A 15,745-nucleotide genomic window follows, 5' to 3' on the forward strand; every position below is an offset into this window, starting at 1 on the left:
CGCTTAGATCGATTAAATTATCGGGTGAAAAAACGGCGCAAATGGGGGTAGAGCAATTAACTGGCTGTTATGAAAATGATATGAAAATATCGGTCGGTATCGTTGCTTACATCCGTTTATTTTCTATCGCTATGTTTTATATGAAGTTTGTTGGTGATGATGTTGCATGATTAATATGGTTTTATTGCTTAATTAATTTAAAAACGTTTGTATTATCTAGCATGCATATTATTGAGCAGGATTGTGATGGCTATCTGATTTTTAAATATGCAAATGTCTATGATGGCGCCGTCAAAAAATACAATTTACTCAGGTGCTACTGGTATGGAATACGTTCACTTTGTGCTCGGACTGGTAATGGTCCTTGCCCTCTCTCTGCTGGCTAACCGCCACAACTGGAAACAGATCAAGCTGCGTTATATCGGCCAACTGTTGGTGGTCGAACTGGCGCTGGCCTGGTTCATGCTGAACTCCGAAGTGGGTCTGGCAGTCGTGGGTGGCTTTGCCGCCGGCTTCACCAAGTTGATGGAGTTTGCCAAACAGGGTACCGACTTTGTGTTCGGTGGTCTGGTCAACGAAGGGGCCTTCTCCTTCTTCCTGATGGTGCTGATGCCTATCGTCTTTATCTCCGTGCTGATCGGTATTCTGCAGTACATCCGTCTGCTGCCGCTGGTGATCCGTGGCATCGGTACTGTGCTGGCCAAGATCAACGGCATGGGTAAGCTGGAGTCCTTCAACGCCATCAGCTCCATGATCGTCGGTCAGTCCGAGAACTTCATCGCGCTCAAGAACATTCTGCCGCACCTGAACGAGAAGCAGATGTACACCCTGGCCGCCACAGCCATGTCCACCGTTTCCATGTCCATCGTCGGTGCCTACATGCAGCTGATCGAGCCGCGCTACGTGGTCGCCGCGCTGGTGCTCAACATGTTCAGTACCTTCGTCGTGCTGTCGCTGATCAACCCCTACGAGCCGGACAATACCGTGACTGACGCCAAGGCGCTGTCCGAGGGTGACGAGCACCATACTCCGAAGAAAGAGAACTTCTTCGAGATGCTGGGCGAGTACATCATGGCCGGTTTCTCCGTCGCCGTTATCGTGGCTGCCATGCTGGTCGGTTTCATCGCCCTGATCGCGCTGGTCAACTACCTGTTCGAGATGGCATTTGGCGTCAACTTCCAGTATGTCATGGGTTACATCTTCTATCCGATCGCCTGGATCCTGGGTATCCCGAGTGGTGAAGCGCTGCAAGCGGGCTCCATCATGGCGACCAAGCTGGTGACCAACGAGTTCGTGGCCATGATGGATCTGGGCAAGGTTGCTGCTCAGCTCTCTCCGCGCACCGTCGGCATCCTCTCCATCTTCATGGTCTCCTTCGCCAACTTCAGCTCCATCGGCATCATCGCCGGTGCGGTAAAAGCGCTGAACGAAGAGAAGGGCAACATGGTCTCCCGCTTCGGTCTGAAGCTGGTATACGGTTCTACGCTGGTCAGCCTGCTCTCCGCAGTTATCGCAGGCATCATGCTCTGATCCTCTAGTGGCACTTGCCACTGTTTAGGCCCCTGACTTCGGTCAGGGGCCTTTTTTGTTTCTGGCTTACAGGTGCCAGCCACACCACCAGCCCGCGACCAGCAGGGTGAGGGTGCAAAAGCCGGTTTCGATGGTGCCACCGCTTTTGAGCGGCCAGCCCGGCAGGCGGTAGCGGCGCTTGATGGGCCAGAAGAGCGGAATGCCTGCCGGGGTGAGCCAGTCCCCCAGCAGATGACTCAAGTAGCCGACGATAAGGGCATCCTTGACCCCGACCGGCAAGGTATCGGGCGGCAGCTGCTGGTTGAGCCCCCAGATGGCAGCAGCGACCGCCAGCAGGCTGTGGGTGAAGCCGCGATGGCCAAAGAGGCGCGACAGGGGCTTGGAGATCCACGGCAGTTGCTGCCCCAGCAGCGATTTGGGGTGGTCGAGATCCGGCAGCAGGGCGCTGGCCAGCGCGATCGGGATGCTCTGCCACAGGCTGGCATCGGCCAGGGCCGGTGTCAGCTGCAGTTTGTGGGCGATCAGGGTACAGGTAACGGAGAAGAGCAGGTGCCCTTGGGCGGTCATGGTGGCTACAACATGGGAAAATGGCGGCGCATCTTACCAGTGTTGTAGCCCGTTGCAGCAAAAAAGCGGGGCTGGCGGGTCGACCCGCTCAATCGTTGCGCGGGTCTTCCACTCTGGCGTCGGCAGGCACCCGTTTTTTGCCCACTATCATGGCGCGCAGCAGGTCGCTGCGAGTGAGGCGGTCGGTCAGGATCACTACGGCGGCGTGGACGCCGACGGCTGCCAGCAGGGCGTTGGCGATGGTGCCGTGCAGCTCTTCCAGCCAATCTTCACCCCAGAAGGCATCCCAGGTGGTGAGCCAGCCGGTGGTGATGGTGCTCACCAGCAGCAGGATCAGCAGCCAGATCATCAGGGCTCCCATCGGGTTGTGGCCCAGATAGTAGGGGTGACGGCCTTTTAGCAGCTGCTGGAGGTAGCTTCGCACCTTGCCCGGGGTTGGCCACCACTGGCCGAAGCGGGCGTAGTAGGAGCCGGCAAAGCCCCATACCACTCTCACCAGTAGCAGGAGGGCCAGGATATAACCGACGTAGCGGTGGGGCTTGCTCCCCTCTTCCAGCACGAAGAAGTTGAGCAGGCAAAGGGTGACGGTGGCCCAGTGAAACAGCCGGATGAGGGGATCCCACACTTTCACTTCAGATGAGGTTGTCATGGCAAGACTCCATGGAGGGGCCGCCAGCGCGGCCCGTTACTGCGCTATTCGTCGATCTCTTCCTTCACTTTCTTCAGGTCGGTCGGATCAAAGTAGATTTCGACTTTGCGCTTCTCCTTGTCCCAGCCGTAGATCTCGTAGCAGTTGGTCTTGGTGACCTTGAACTTCTTGATGTCGTAGCCCATCGCCTTGATCTGCTGTTGGGCATCGGCCTCGCTCAGCCATTTGCTCTTGTCGGTCCGGGTACATTGGGGATCGGCCAGGGCTGCGCCGCTCAACAGGGGGATCAGTAACAACAGGGGGGTCAGTTTCATTGCTTGCTCCTTGCGGTTGATGTTGCAACAGCGACAAGGTTAGGCGGCAAGACTTAAGACAACGTTAAGAGGGGGAGGATATTTTCCCCGGCTTGCACCGGGGCTGTGTTTAGTCCAGCTTGCCCTTGACCAGCCACTTGTCGAGGGCATTGGCAAAACGCTGCTTGTCGGCGGCGTTGAAGGGGGCGGGGCCGCCGGTTTGTACTCCGGCTGAGCGCAGCTCCTCCATGAAGTTGCGCATGCCAAGACGCGCCTTGATGGTCTCGCGGGTGTAGATCTCGCCGCGGGGATTGAGCGCCTCGCCACCAGCATCGATCACCCAGGAGGCGAGGGGAATGTCGCCGGTGATCACCAGATCGCCGGGTTTGACCTGCTGGGCGATGACATGATCTGCCACATCGAAGCCTTTCTCCACCTGCTGGGTTTTGATGAAAGGCGAGGGGGGCACCCGCAGTCCCTGATTGGCCACCAGGGTGGTCACCACCTGGGCGCGGTGGGCGGCGCGGTAGAGGATCTCCTTGACCGGAATGGGGCAGGCATCGGCATCAACCCAGATAGGCATGGCATGGTTTCCTGTAGTCAAACGGACGACAAAATGGCAGCGCGCATGGTAGCACAAATCCCCCCGAGGCTGGCTCGGGGCTGAGTCGGCCCCGCCTTTCGTGTAAGCTGGGGGCTGCATGTGACACGAGAAGGAGACGAGATGGATCGGGTGCCCAGTGATGTAATTTATGCCCTGACCCTGGATGGCAAGGGCGGCATGACGCCGCTGGCGGCGGGAAGCGAGATTCCGGAGCAGCAGCCGGGCTGGCTGCATCTGGACTACGGCAATCCGGAGGCGGCACGCTGGCTGCTGCAGACGCCGCTACTCAACGAGGCTGCAAAAGAGTCGCTGCTCGGCCAGAGCAATCGACCCAAGTTGGTCCGGATGGGGGAGACTGTGCTGCTGATCCTGCGCGGCATCAACCGCAACAAGGATCACCGACCGGAAGAGATGGTGGCGCTGCGCATCTACATCACCCCGGATCTCATCATCAGCAGCCGGCGCCGGCCGCTGCTCTCCGAACAGGATGTCTTCAACCAGCTCAAGCTGGGCGGCGGCGCAGATAGCCCGGCTGACTGGCTGGTGGAGATCTGCGATGCCCTGACCGATCGCGCCGGCGAATTTGTCGAGGAGCTGCACGACCAGATCCTCGAACTGGAAGAGATGGTGCTGATGCGTGACATGCCGGCCAATGGCCGACTGGCGCTAATCCGCAAGCAGCTCATCATGATCCGCCGCTACCTCTCGCCCCAGCGGGATCTGGTGGCGCGCCTCGCCAATGAGAAGATCAGCTGGCTGGATGAGGATGACCGCCGTCGTCTGCTCGACATCGCCGACCGCTTGCGGCGCTGGCTCGACGACCTCGATGCCGGGGTAGCGCGTACTGCCGTGCTGGCGGACGAGATCAACAACCTGATGGCAGAGGCGACCAACCGCCGTGCCTACCAGATGTCGGTGATGGCGCTGCTGTTTCTGCCCGCCAGCTTCCTGACCGGCCTGTTTGGCATCAACCTCGGTGGAATGCCGGGGGCCGAGAGCCCGACCGCCTTCTGGGTTTTCTGCTGCTCTCTGGTGGTGATGGCGGTAGGGCTGGCGTTCTGGCTCAAACATAGACGCTGGTGGTAGGGAGGAGCGAACCATGTGGCAATCCATCGGTTTGACCCTGCTGCTGTTGCTGGGTCACACCCTGATCCGGCGACTCATCCATAAGAGCCTGATGGCCCTTGGCCAGAGCCGGCAGGTAAGCGAGAACCGGGTCATTTACGTGGCCCACGTTTTCCACTTCCTGCTCGGCTGCGCCACCCTGCTGATACTGGCCGGGGTGTGGGGGCTCGACTTCTCGCGGCTGGTGGTGCTCGCCTCCTCCTTCTTCGCGGTATTGGGCGTGGCCATGGTGGCGCAGTGGTCGATCCTCTCCAACATCACCGCCAGCATCACCATCTTCTTCGCCTTTCCCTACAAGATTGGCGACCGGATCCGCATCCTCGACAAGGATGATTCGGTCACCGGCGTCATCACCGAGATTGGTCTCTTCTATGTGCGGGTGCGCGATGACAACGGCGATCTGGTCACCTATCCGGCCAACCTGATCCTGCAAAAGCCAGTCAGAAAGCTGGAGTCCAAAGCGCCGGAACCGTTGCAACCGGAATAAGCGGAATGGAACACAACCGGAACAGAAAAGGCTCCCTCGGGAGCCTTTTTAACGATGGAACTGGTTAGCGTTCGAAGAAGCGGTAGAGGTGCTCCACCTGCACCGGGCAGTCCGCCACCAGATGCACATGTTCGCGCGCCTGATCGACCGTGCCGAAGCTGACCGGGCAGCCGAGGGTATCGGTCAGTTCATACAGGGTGCCCTTTTTGTCGCGAAATTCGATGAGCCAGCCGGGAATGGCAACGTCGTGGAGGATTTCGGCTTCTTGCAGGATATGTTGCTGATAGAGCTTACGAAGTTCACTGACTGTCATGATGCTCTCCTGTGAGGGGATATCCGGTTCCAGTCTATGCCTGTCACCCCGCGGGCGGCAACCGGATCATCCGCGCAGGCACTCCCAGCCCCAGCGGATGCGAATAAAGGTCTCGGCATCGCCCCCCCGATCCGGGTGATGCGCAAGGGCCAGCTCCCGCCAGCGGCGACGGATGGCCTCTGGCGTGGCATCCATCGCCAGCCCGAACAGGGCCAGCGCCTCCTCTCGTTGTCCCGCACCATCGCAGGTGCGCCAGAAGCTTGCAAGCAGGGCTTCCACCTCCTCCCGGCCGGTCTGCCAGAACACCTGCCAGTCGAGGTAGTAGCTGCGCAGCGCCTCGCCCCGGACGAGTGCACTCCCCGCATCAGCGTTGGAAGCAAGCGGTTCGAGGCGGATATCCAGCGTGCTTATCACCAGCCACCAACCCTCCTCATAAAGCTCGGCCTGCAGTTGGTAGAGGGCGTTCATGATGAGGAAGTTGAGCCGAAACAGCTGGATCTGCTCATCGTCAGCCAGCTGCGGAATCGCCCCCTGCAGGCGCAGTGCCGCCATCAGCTCGTGCACCTTGTAGCTGCCATCAGCCCGTTGCAGCAGTGCCAGCAGCGGGGCGATCAGCGGGTTGGCGCTCTGGTCGCTCATGGGGTGCGATTCCTCCGGATGAGAGTTGTTGTGACAGCTGGGGCCACCGTACAGGCGAGGGGGTGATGAGCCAGAGTGACATCAGTCAGAGGGTGGGGCAAGACGCAGTGGCAAGGTAGGCGCAGAAAAAGACCGCCAGCAGGCGGTCATGTCATTTCATGTGGCCGGATTAGATGGGGCTCTCCTTGTGGAGTTCGCCGACACAGTCGGCCAGCGCCAGTACCAGTGCGGAGCGCACCATCTGATCGAGCCGGTTGAGCTGCATCTGGTAGAAGGCCCAATCCTCTTCGCTGGCGGGGGGCTCCAGCTTCATCATGCCGCCCTGATTGACCCCGTGCAGGCGGTCGAGCAGATCGCGGATCGGCTTGTCGCTGAAGCGGTAATCCTTGGGGTCGCGCACCAGAAAGTCGCGGATCTTGAGATAGGCTTCCAGATCCTGATAGCGCTCAAGGGAGATGAGGCCGAGGGCGAAGATGAGCTTGAGGCGCACCTCCAGCTGGCCGAGGGGGCCGCTCTGGTTGAGCAGGGGTTCGATGGCGTATTTGACGGCATACTCCTCCTGACGAAAGGCGCGTCGCATCAGGGAGTCGACCGCTTCTTCCAGGATGGTCACGGCTTCGAGAAAGAAGCCGCGAGGGCCATCCTGCTCGTTCAGTCGTTCCAGTACTTCATCTTCCTGGTGTGTGGTCATAGGTGCATTGGGTCCAGCTGACAGGGAGAGAGTCAGCCTCTCTCCCGGTTTTTATCATATGGGGCGCATTTCCTTGCGATTCAATCAATTGGAGCATCCGGTCATGCGCCGCCAGCAGGGTATTACAAGGTCTCGTAACGAGCCACTATGGTGCGGACGATTTCGCTCTCTGCATCCAGTCCGGTGACGCGGGCCAACGCTTTGGCCGGGCCAAACTCCGCCAGCAGCTGTTGCAGCTCGACCGCCTGCGGATCATCGGCATTGCGATAGTGGAGCGCCGCGGCGATCCCCTCCTGCAACTGCTCGTTGGGCAGGCCGTACTCCAGGGTGCCGAGCAGCGGTTTCACCAGTCGATCCCCCGCCGCCAGCTTGCGCAGTGGCTGACGGCCGACCCGGTCAATCTCGTCCACCAGATAGGGGTTGGCGAAGCGGGCCAGGATCTTCTCGATATAGGCGGCGTGCAGGCGCGGGTCGAAGCCATAGCGTTTTACCAGCACGGCACCGCTCTCCTCCATGGCGCGGCGCACCTTGCTGCGGATCACCGGATCTTCGATCGCCTCGCGCACTGTGCGATAGCCCCGCAGCTTGCCGAGATAGGCGGTGACGATGTGGCCGGTGTTGAGGGTGAACAGCTTGCGCTCGACGAAGGCCATCAGGTTGTCGGTGGGCTCCATGCCCGCCACCTGTGGCAGCTCTCCCTTGAACTGGGTCTGGTCGACGATCCACTCGCTGAAGCTCTCGACCGTCACTTCCAGCGGGTCATCGTTGGCAGCTGCGGCGGGCGGCACGATGCGATCCACCGCCGAGTCGACGAAGCCGATGCAGGATTCGAGCGTGGCATGATACGCGACCGGCAGGTACTTGAGTACCTCCTGCTTGAGGTGGCTGGTGCCGCGTACCATGTTTTCGCAGGCGATGACATTGAGCGGTGTCAGGTTGCCGGCATCGAAGCGAGCCTGCAGCCCCTTGGCCAGGGTGCTGGCAATCTTGTCGAGAATGTTGGGGCCGACCGCGGTGGTGACCAGATCGGCGGTGATGATACGGGCGATCACCTCGTGACCGGCGGAGCTCACCGCCGCCACGTTGCGCACCACGTCCAGTTTCTGATCCGCCCCTACCACATGAACCTTGTACTCCTGACGGTGGTTGAGCTGGTCGATCAGGGTGTCGTTGACGTCGGCGAAGGTGACCTGATGGCTGGCATCCGCCAGCACTTTGCCGATAAAGCCGCGACCGATGTTACCAGCACCAAAATGCAATGTTTTCATGATATTAACCTCTTGAACCAAAGACGATGAAAGATGATTACGCAGCCTGTTCGGCACCCAGCAGATCCAGGAAGGCCTGGGGATCCGTGGTGCTGGCCAGCCGGTCGATGAGACCGGGTTCATCCAGTGCATTGGTCAGGCGGGTTATCACCTGCATGTGTGCGTCGTTGCGAGCGGCGATACCGATCACCAGCCGCGCCACCTCATCGGCAGCTTCGCCAAAGGCGACCCCGGCCGGGTACTGGCAGATGACGATGCCGGTACGCTTCACAAACTCCTTGGCGGCGATGGTGCCGTGGGGCACGGCGATGGATTCGCCGAGGTAGGTAGAGACCAGCTGTTCACGCTCCAGCATGGCGTTGACGTAGTCGGGTGCCACATAGCCGCGCTCGGCCAGCAGCCGGCCTGCGGTCAGGATGGCGGCCTCCTTGTTGTCGGCTTTCAGTCCCAGATGCACGTCATGACGGCTCAGGGTAAAGACTTCGGCCGCTTGCGGCTCATAGCTGTCGTCGTTGGCCGCCACCAGCAGTTGCGGGTTGGCGACGTCATCGTTGGCGGCCTGAGTCAGGCTCTGTACCAGCTCCTGATAGAGACCGTTGTCGAGGAAGTTGGTCAGCGAAATATGGTGGGCATGCGGCGCATGGCGACGGGCCCGCTCGGTCAGATCCTTGTGGGTGATGACCCAGTCCACCTGATCGTCGAGCTGATCGATGGCGCGGTTGGTGACGCTGATGTCGAGGCCAGCGGCCTGTACCCGCTTGCGCAGCATGCCGGCGCCCATGGCGCTGGAACCCATGCCCGCATCACAGGCGACCACAATATTGCGCACTGCCATCAGTTCACCGCCCGGCTTCTTGGCCGCTGCGGTTTCGGGCTTGCCGCCCTTCATGGCTTTCATCTTGCGGGTAGCTTCACCGAGGGCATCGGCCTCGTCGGCTTCCGGCTGCTGGGCGCGGACGAACACGGCAGCAACCAGGAAGGAGACCAGAGTGGCGGCTGTGATGGAGAGCAGCACCCCGATCAGGGAGGCCTTCGGCGTCATCAGCAGCACGGCGAAGATGGAACCCGGTGAGGCCGGGGAGACCAGACCTGCGTTGAACAGGGTCAGGGTAAAGACCCCGGTCATGCCGCCGGCGATCACCGCCAGAATGAGACGCGGGTTCATCAGCACGTACGGGAAGTAGATCTCGTGGATGCCGCCGAAGAAGTGAATGATGGAGGCACCTGCAGCGGACTGCTTGGCGGCGCCACGACCGAACACCATGTAGGCCAGCAGTACGCCCATGCCCGGGCCCGGGTTTGCTTCAATCAGGAAGAATATAGAGCTGCCGTGCTCGGTCGCCTGCTGGATCCCCAGCGGCGAGAAGATGCCGTGGTTGATGGCGTTGTTGAGGAACAGGATCTTGGCCGGTTCAACGAAGATGGAGGTGAGCGGCAGCATGTGGTTATCCACCAGGAAGCCGACGCCACCGGCCAGCACGCCGGAGAGCACCTTGACGAAGGGGCCGATCACGAAGAAGGCGAGGATTGCCAGCAGCATGCCGATAAGGCCGGCGGAGAAGTTGTTGACCAGCATCTCGAAGCCGCTCTTGACGCGACCGTCCATCGCCTTGTCGAAGCGCTTGATGGCCCAGCCACCGAGCGGGCCGACCATCATGGCGCCCATGAACATCGGGATGTCGGTCCCCACGATGACGCCCATGGTGGTGATGGCACCAACCACGCCGCCACGATCACCGCCCATCAGCTTGCCGCCGGTGTAGCCAATCAGCAGCGGCAGCAGGTAGGTGATCATGGGGCCGACCAGCTTGGCCAAGGTTTCATTGGGCAGCCAGCCGGTGGGGATAAAGAGGGCGGTAATAAAGCCCCAGGCGATAAAGGCGCCTATGTTGGGCATGACCATATTGGACAGGAAGCGTCCAAAATTCTGTATCTTGACTTTGGTATCCGGTGATAACATGTTGGGACCCCGTTTTAAGCCTGTTTGATTAAAAGTGGTAGTTCGGGATGGCCGGTTTTGCCGAACCTCCATCCCTGTCGTCTAAGCAACTTCAATCTACCAGCTTGCGATCAAATTAGGCTGAAAACGGGGTGTCTTGTGATCCATCTCTCAGATACCCCGTCATACCCCCTCTCCAACCAGTGATGAAGATCACATTCGTTCGCTGTAATTCGGCTACATTTCGATCTTTTCTATTTTTAATGACCGTTTTTTGTGATTTAGATCACCAACTCAGCTTTGCCGTGCCTTTGCGTAAAAGTGATTTACTTCACAAATTCAGTTTTTGTATTCGAATGGGGCAAATCACTCAATAACTCATCAGCGGGTAGTGACGATGGATCTATCGAAATCTCTCTCTACTCACCAATGAGTCAATAGTTTTGTAACCCTCTTTCAGTTTTTGCAGGCAGTGATGATGGCTCTTTTGTGGCCGGTTGACGGAAATGGTCGGCAGAATGCAGGAGGTCGTGCAGCAGGTTATGGTGCGGTTGACGCAGGCGGATCTTTCTTGCCGCACAGGGCTGACAGCAGATAAAAACAAACCGCCAGCAGGCGGTTTGTCGGTTTTGGCGATCTGGCCCCAGTCGGGGGCTGCGGCTTAGTAGAAACCCGCATCCTCGGGGGAGGGGCGGGTCTTGAAGCGGCGATGGAGCCACATGTACTGCTCCGGCGCCTTGCGCACCGCGGCTTCAATCTCGCGGTTGGCGCGAGCCGCATCGACCATGTCATCACCGCTCGGGTAGTCGGCGAGGGGCGCTCCGATATGGAGGGTGTAACCCTCGCTGGTGCGGATGTTGTAGCAGGGCAGGGTGACGGTGTTCTTCACCCTCGCCAGAGTGGCGGTGCCGGTGATGGTGGCCGCCTGCTCCACCGCGAAGTAGGGCACGAACACGCTGGCGTGGGAGCCATAGTCGTGATCTGGCGCGTACCAGAGGGCGTCACCGTTGCGCAGCGCCTTGATCATCCCCTTCACGTCCATCCGGTCTACCAGATATTTGTTGGAGGCGCAGCGACCGTGATACTGGGCATACTCCAGCACCGGGTTGGTGTTGGGGCGATAAACCCCGACCCCTGGCCGTACCAGACCGAAACAGCGGGCGTTGAGTTCAAGCGTCAGGAAGTGGCAGGAGAGCAGCAGCATGCCCTGCCCCTTTTCCATGGCGGCAATGACATGCTCTTCCCCTTCCACCTTCATCAGGTTGCGCATCCGCCAGTCCGGCCAGAACCAGGCGATACCCACCTCGAATACGGCGCAGCCCACGCTCTCGAAGTTTTGCTTGAGCAGCTTCTCGCGCTCGGCCAGAGTCAACTCCGGCAGCGCCAGCTCCAGATTGCGACGGGCAATCTTCACCCGTGATTTGAGCACTTTGGCGGCAAGATGACCGAGCTGACGACCCAGCCACATCTGGCAGCGCCACGGCAGCAGAGTCAGCAGCCAGAGCAGGCCGAGGCCAAACCAGCTGGCCCAGTAACGGGGATGAAACAGGCGGGGCTCGAGGCGGGGAGCGTTGTCATGGGCCATGGAGAATCTCTTTGCTTGCGAAAACAATCGGGGGATTCTAGCCGAAAAGGGGGGGCGGGGGCGAATGGCTATCTGCTGGTCAGAGGGGCTGCTTGCATCTTGTCCGTGTGGCGCGAAGAGTAACTATGGGTTTCCTTCCACATTCTTAATGGCAACCACAAGTTTGCTTTTTCTCCCTCAAATAAAAGAGTGTGATAAAATCGGCGGCTGATTTTTCAGGTTTTGAGAGTCGATACAGATGAAGATCACCCTGCCCGAGTTTGAAAAAGCCCGCGTCCTGGTCGTTGGCGATGTCATGTTGGACCGTTATTGGCATGGTCCCACCGGCCGGATCTCGCCCGAGGCACCGGTGCCCGTGGTCAAGGTTGAACACATTGAGGAGCGTCCGGGCGGTGCCGCCAACGTTGCCCTCAACTCCGCCGCCCTTGGCGCTCATGCCGTGCTGCTTGGCCTGACCGGTCAGGATGAAGCGGCCGATGCGCTGGCTGGCCAGATGGCTGGCGTCAAGGTCGCCTGTGACTTCGTTCGTCTGGCCGACTTCCCGACCATCACCAAGCTGCGCGTGCTGTCCCGCAACCAGCAGCTGCTGCGTCTGGACTTTGAAGAGCCCTTCCACTCCGTCGATGCCACCCTGCTGATGAGCAAGGTCGAGCAGGCACTGCCAAACAGTGACGTGATGATCCTCTCCGACTACGGCAAGGGTGCCCTCAACGATGTGCCCGGCATGATCCAGCGTGCCCGCGCCGCCGGCATTCCGGTGCTGGTCGATCCCAAGGGAACCGACTTCGAGAAGTATCGCGGCGCCACTCTGCTGACCCCTAACATGTCCGAGTTCGAGGCTGTAGTGGGCAAGGTGAAGAGCGAGGAGGAGCTGGTCGCCAAGGGGCTGGATCTGGTCAAGCGCTTCGAGCTGGATGCCCTGCTGGTCACCCGTTCCGAGAACGGCATGACCCTGATCCGCGAAGGCCAGCCGGAGCTGCATCTGCCGGCTCAGGCCCACGAGGTTTACGATGTGACCGGTGCCGGTGATACCGTCATCTCCACCCTGGCCACCTCGCTGGCCGCTGGCAAGAGCCTGGACGAAGCCTGTGCGCTGGCCAATACCGCCGCCGGTATCGTGGTCGGCAAGCTGGGTACCTCTACCGTCAGTCCGGTCGAGCTGGCCAATGCCCTCTATACCGAGCAGGAGACCGGCTTTGGCGTCATGTCCGAAGCCCAGCTGAAAGTGGCAGTTCGTGCCGCCCGTCTGCGCGGTGAGAAAGTGGTGATGACCAACGGTTGCTTCGACATCCTGCATGCCGGCCATGTCTCCTATTTGGCCAACGCCGGCAAGCTGGGGGAGCGCCTGATAGTGGCGGTCAACACCGACGAGTCTGTCCGCCGTCTGAAAGGGCCGGGTCGTCCGGTCAACCCGACCGAGCGTCGCATGGCCGTACTGGCTGCGTTGGGCGCGGTGGATTGGGTTGTGCCCTTCTCCGAGGATACTCCGCAGCGCCTGATCGCCGAGATCCTGCCGGATCTGCTGGTCAAGGGCGGTGATTACAAGCCGGAAGATATTGCCGGTTACGCCGAAGTGACCGCCAATGGCGGCGAGGTGCGCGTGCTCAACTTTGAAGATGGCTGCTCCACCACCGATATCATCAAGACGATTCGCGAGCGCAGCTAACCGCTCCACTGGCCCAGTAATCTGGCGGGGCTCACTATCAGCGGGAGCAAGCCGATAGAAACACGGATAAAAAAGGCGACCTTGCGGCCGCCTTTTTCATTCCCGATAACGGCTATCAGGCTTTGGTCTTGGCTTTTGCGGTAGCCGGCATCAGACCCTGGTTTACTTCCACCAGATCCTGCGCTTCCAGCACACCGGCAGCCTGCTTCAGGCTCAGGATGTTGAGGATGTAATTGTAACGGGCCTCGGAGAGCTTCTGCTTCGCTTCGTAGAGCTTGCGGGTGGAGTCCAGCACGTCGACGATGGTGCGGGTACCCACCTCGTAACCGGCCTCGGTTGCCTTCAGTGCGCTGTCGGCAGAGACCACGGACTGGCTGTAGGCGCGTACCGAGCCGATGCTGGCGTTCACGTTGTTGTAGGAGGAACGCACTGTGCTCTGCACCGAGCGGAAGTTCTTCTCCAACAGCTCGCTGGCTGCCACGTAGTTGAACTGGGCCTGTTTCACCTGGGAAGTGGTGGCGCCACCGCTGTAGAGCGGCAGTTTGAAGGTCAGCCCGATATTGGCCTGGTTGTCGTTGCCACCCGGAATGCTGTCCAGCTTGTAGTCGGTATTGCTGGTTTGCAGGCCGGCACCCAGATCCAGAGTCGGTTCGTGGCCGGTCTTGGCCAGATCGATCTGCTGCTTGGCGATGTCCTTGGCGATGCGGGCATTGTGCAGTTGCAGGTTCTTGTCCAGCGCCAGCTCCAGCCACTTGTCAGAACCGAAAGCGGTCTTCTGCGGGCTGAAACGCTCGGTGTTGAGGATGTCCAGATTGCGGTGATCGACACCGGTCAGCTCGCGCAGGGCTTCGTAGCTGTTGTCGAGGGTGTTCTCGGCATTGATCTCGTCAGCCAGCGCCTGGTCGCGGGAGGCCTCGGCTTCATGGACGTCGGTGATGGCGGTCAGACCCACCTCAAAACGCTGCTGGGTTTGTTCCAGCTGACGCTCCACGGCAACCTTGTTGGCGCGAACAAATTCCAGGGTATCCATCGCCTTGAGCACGTTGAAATAGGCGGTGGCGCTGCGCACCATCAGGTTCTGGACTTCGAGGTTGTAGGCGACATCGGACTGGGTAGCGCCCTTCTCGGTCAGATCCAGATTGACCCAGTTGCTGCGACGATAGATGGATTGATCCAGCGAAATAGAACCGGAGGCTTTGTTGTTGGTCTGGGTATCATTCTTGTTCTGCAGGTAGTTCAGACCGGCACCCAGGTTGATTTGGGGCAAGAGCGCAGCGCGAGATTCGTTGATCTTCTCGAAGGCCTGGTCGCGAACCGCTTTGGATTGCAGCAACTGCGGATCTTTGATCTGTGCTTGCTGGTAGATATCGAGCAGGTTTTCGGCGTGGGCACCGGCACTGACGCCCAGCAACACCATGACGGACAAAAGTGTTCTTTTCATAGATCGTTTTAACCTTATGTAGTAACCCAAAACGGTTGCTGGAGAGGGCAAATATTGTCATCAACCAAGCTTGATTGCAGCTTAATCACTCTACTATAAGCAAAATTTAATGCTAAGAGTCTTCGGTCCGGTAACGGGAACGTCAAGAACCAGCGGCAGTTTTCTCCCCGCGCGCCTAGCCAAATGGTCTGTGGCTGCTAAAATCCACCCCTCATTGCCATGGCACGCCGAGTGAATGAACGTTCATTCATGTTCCTCGGATTTTATGGTCAAACTGATACAAGTCAAGCTGACGGGAGCCCCGGATGTCGCAGCAACCCTTGCCACAAGATCGGCACTATGCCGCTGATGATGTGAAAATCATTGAAAAATCAGCTGGATATAACGGCTTCTTCAAGGTGAACGTCTATCGCCTGCAACACAGGTTATTTGCAGGTGGCTGGAATCAGCCCATCGTCCGCGAGCTGTTCGAGCGGGGCCATGCGGCCGCGCTGCTGCCCTACGATCCGGTGCGCGACCAGATAGTGCTGGTAGAGCAGTTCCGTATCGGTGCCATGGAGACCTGTTCCACCCCCTGGCTGCTGGAGCTGGTAGCCGGCATCATCGACGAAGGGGAAACCGCCGAGGCGGTGGTGCGCCGCGAAGCGGTGGAAGAGGCCGGGATCGAGGTTGCCCGCTGTGAACATGCCATCAGCTATCTGGTGAGCCCGGGTGGCAGCACCGAGCGGATCGAGGTTTATGTGGGCGAGGTGGATGCCAGCAAGGCGAGTGGTCTGCACGGTCTGGCTGATGAGGGCGAGGATATCCGGGTGCACGTGGTGAGCCGTGAGCAGGCCTATGCCTGGCTCAAAGAGGGACGTATCGACAACGCCGCCTCGGTCATTGCCCTGCAGTGGCTGGCCCTCAACCATGGCGAGCTGCGTGCCCGCTGGCTGGCGGATCGCTGAG

16 protein-coding genes are annotated in these 15,745 nt (G+C 59.6%); 5 read left to right on the forward strand and 11 right to left on the reverse strand.

The window, feature by feature from the left end:
- Nucleotides 1-324: 324 nt before the first annotated feature.
- Entirely contained in the window at nucleotides 325-1,530 is a 1,206-nt protein-coding gene (locus BS300_RS10130) for a nucleoside transporter C-terminal domain-containing protein (protein ID WP_041209274.1), read from the forward strand.
- A gap of 66 nt (nucleotides 1,531-1,596) precedes the next feature.
- Here BS300_RS10130 and BS300_RS10135 read toward each other — a convergent pair whose 3' ends face one another.
- The 4 genes from BS300_RS10135 to BS300_RS10150 all read right to left on the reverse strand — a co-directional run bounded on the left by BS300_RS10135 (nucleotide 1,597) and on the right by BS300_RS10150 (nucleotide 3,622).
- Nucleotides 1,597-2,097, reverse strand: a complete 501-nt coding sequence (locus BS300_RS10135) for a metal-dependent hydrolase (RefSeq protein WP_042032684.1) — start codon at nucleotides 2,095-2,097, stop codon at nucleotides 1,597-1,599.
- Nucleotides 2,098-2,185: 88 nt separating this feature from the next.
- The gene (locus BS300_RS10140; protein ID WP_071912523.1) at nucleotides 2,186-2,746 is read right to left on the reverse strand and encodes a cytochrome b/b6 domain-containing protein; all 561 of its coding nucleotides are present in this window, start codon (nucleotides 2,744-2,746) and stop codon (nucleotides 2,186-2,188) included.
- Nucleotides 2,747-2,790: 44 nt separating this feature from the next.
- A complete protein-coding gene (locus BS300_RS10145) occupies nucleotides 2,791-3,060 on the reverse strand; it encodes a PepSY domain-containing protein (protein ID WP_071912525.1) in 270 nt (89 codons plus the stop codon).
- A gap of 109 nt (nucleotides 3,061-3,169) precedes the next feature.
- Nucleotides 3,170-3,622, reverse strand: coding sequence for a YaiI/YqxD family protein (locus BS300_RS10150; protein ID WP_041209271.1), 453 nt, complete (start codon nucleotides 3,620-3,622; stop codon nucleotides 3,170-3,172).
- A 141-nt stretch (nucleotides 3,623-3,763) separates the two neighbouring features.
- Here BS300_RS10150 and zntB point away from each other — a divergent pair, with 141 nt between their 5' ends.
- Entirely contained in the window at nucleotides 3,764-4,729 is a 966-nt protein-coding gene (gene zntB, locus BS300_RS10155) for a zinc transporter ZntB (RefSeq protein ID WP_162516787.1), read from the forward strand.
- A gap of 13 nt (nucleotides 4,730-4,742) precedes the next feature.
- Nucleotides 4,743-5,255 (forward strand): mechanosensitive ion channel domain-containing protein, encoded by a 513-nt coding sequence (locus BS300_RS10160; RefSeq protein WP_042032677.1) that lies wholly within the window; start codon nucleotides 4,743-4,745, stop codon nucleotides 5,253-5,255.
- A 64-nt stretch (nucleotides 5,256-5,319) separates the two neighbouring features.
- On the opposite strand, the gene BS300_RS10165 is transcribed toward BS300_RS10160, so the two are convergent.
- The 6 genes from BS300_RS10165 to lpxL form a co-directional block, all read right to left on the reverse strand.
- A complete protein-coding gene (locus BS300_RS10165; protein WP_033113006.1) occupies nucleotides 5,320-5,568 on the reverse strand; it encodes a hypothetical protein in 249 nt (82 codons plus the stop codon).
- 66 nt (nucleotides 5,569-5,634) lie between these two features.
- Nucleotides 5,635-6,207, reverse strand: coding sequence for a DNA-J related domain-containing protein (locus tag BS300_RS10170; RefSeq protein WP_071912528.1), 573 nt, complete (start codon nucleotides 6,205-6,207; stop codon nucleotides 5,635-5,637).
- 169 nt (nucleotides 6,208-6,376) lie between these two features.
- Nucleotides 6,377-6,898: an MltR family transcriptional regulator gene (locus tag BS300_RS10175; protein ID WP_005354914.1), complete on the reverse strand. Its 522-nt coding sequence runs from the start codon at nucleotides 6,896-6,898 to the stop codon at nucleotides 6,377-6,379.
- 122 nt (nucleotides 6,899-7,020) lie between these two features.
- Nucleotides 7,021-8,166, reverse strand: coding sequence for a mannitol-1-phosphate 5-dehydrogenase (locus BS300_RS10180; protein ID WP_071912530.1), 1,146 nt, complete (start codon nucleotides 8,164-8,166; stop codon nucleotides 7,021-7,023).
- Between the two features lie 37 nt (nucleotides 8,167-8,203).
- Nucleotides 8,204-10,126, reverse strand: coding sequence for a PTS mannitol transporter subunit IICBA (locus BS300_RS10185; protein ID WP_071912532.1), 1,923 nt, complete (start codon nucleotides 10,124-10,126; stop codon nucleotides 8,204-8,206).
- A 640-nt stretch (nucleotides 10,127-10,766) separates the two neighbouring features.
- Nucleotides 10,767-11,690, reverse strand: a complete 924-nt coding sequence (gene lpxL, locus BS300_RS10190) for an LpxL/LpxP family Kdo(2)-lipid IV(A) lauroyl/palmitoleoyl acyltransferase (RefSeq protein WP_071912534.1) — start codon at nucleotides 11,688-11,690, stop codon at nucleotides 10,767-10,769.
- Between the two features lie 238 nt (nucleotides 11,691-11,928).
- Between lpxL and hldE the strand changes: the two genes are divergently transcribed.
- Nucleotides 11,929-13,356, forward strand: coding sequence for a bifunctional D-glycero-beta-D-manno-heptose-7-phosphate kinase/D-glycero-beta-D-manno-heptose 1-phosphate adenylyltransferase HldE (hldE, locus tag BS300_RS10195; RefSeq protein ID WP_071912537.1), 1,428 nt, complete (start codon nucleotides 11,929-11,931; stop codon nucleotides 13,354-13,356).
- 115 nt (nucleotides 13,357-13,471) lie between these two features.
- Here the strand turns inward: hldE and tolC are convergent, their stop codons facing one another.
- The gene (gene tolC / locus BS300_RS10200) at nucleotides 13,472-14,797 is read right to left on the reverse strand and encodes an outer membrane channel protein TolC (protein ID WP_040067069.1); all 1,326 of its coding nucleotides are present in this window, start codon (nucleotides 14,795-14,797) and stop codon (nucleotides 13,472-13,474) included.
- A 305-nt stretch (nucleotides 14,798-15,102) separates the two neighbouring features.
- On the opposite strand from tolC, the gene nudF reads away from it, so the two are divergent.
- Complete coding sequence (gene nudF, locus BS300_RS10205) at nucleotides 15,103-15,744, forward strand: ADP-ribose diphosphatase (RefSeq protein WP_071912539.1); 642 nt, start codon at nucleotides 15,103-15,105, stop codon at nucleotides 15,742-15,744.
- The last annotated feature ends 1 nt before the right edge of the window (nucleotide 15,745 follow it).

Source organism: Aeromonas sp. SCS5, from assembly GCF_001887375.1.
Taxonomy (GTDB): domain Bacteria; phylum Pseudomonadota; class Gammaproteobacteria; order Enterobacterales; family Aeromonadaceae; genus Aeromonas; species Aeromonas jandaei.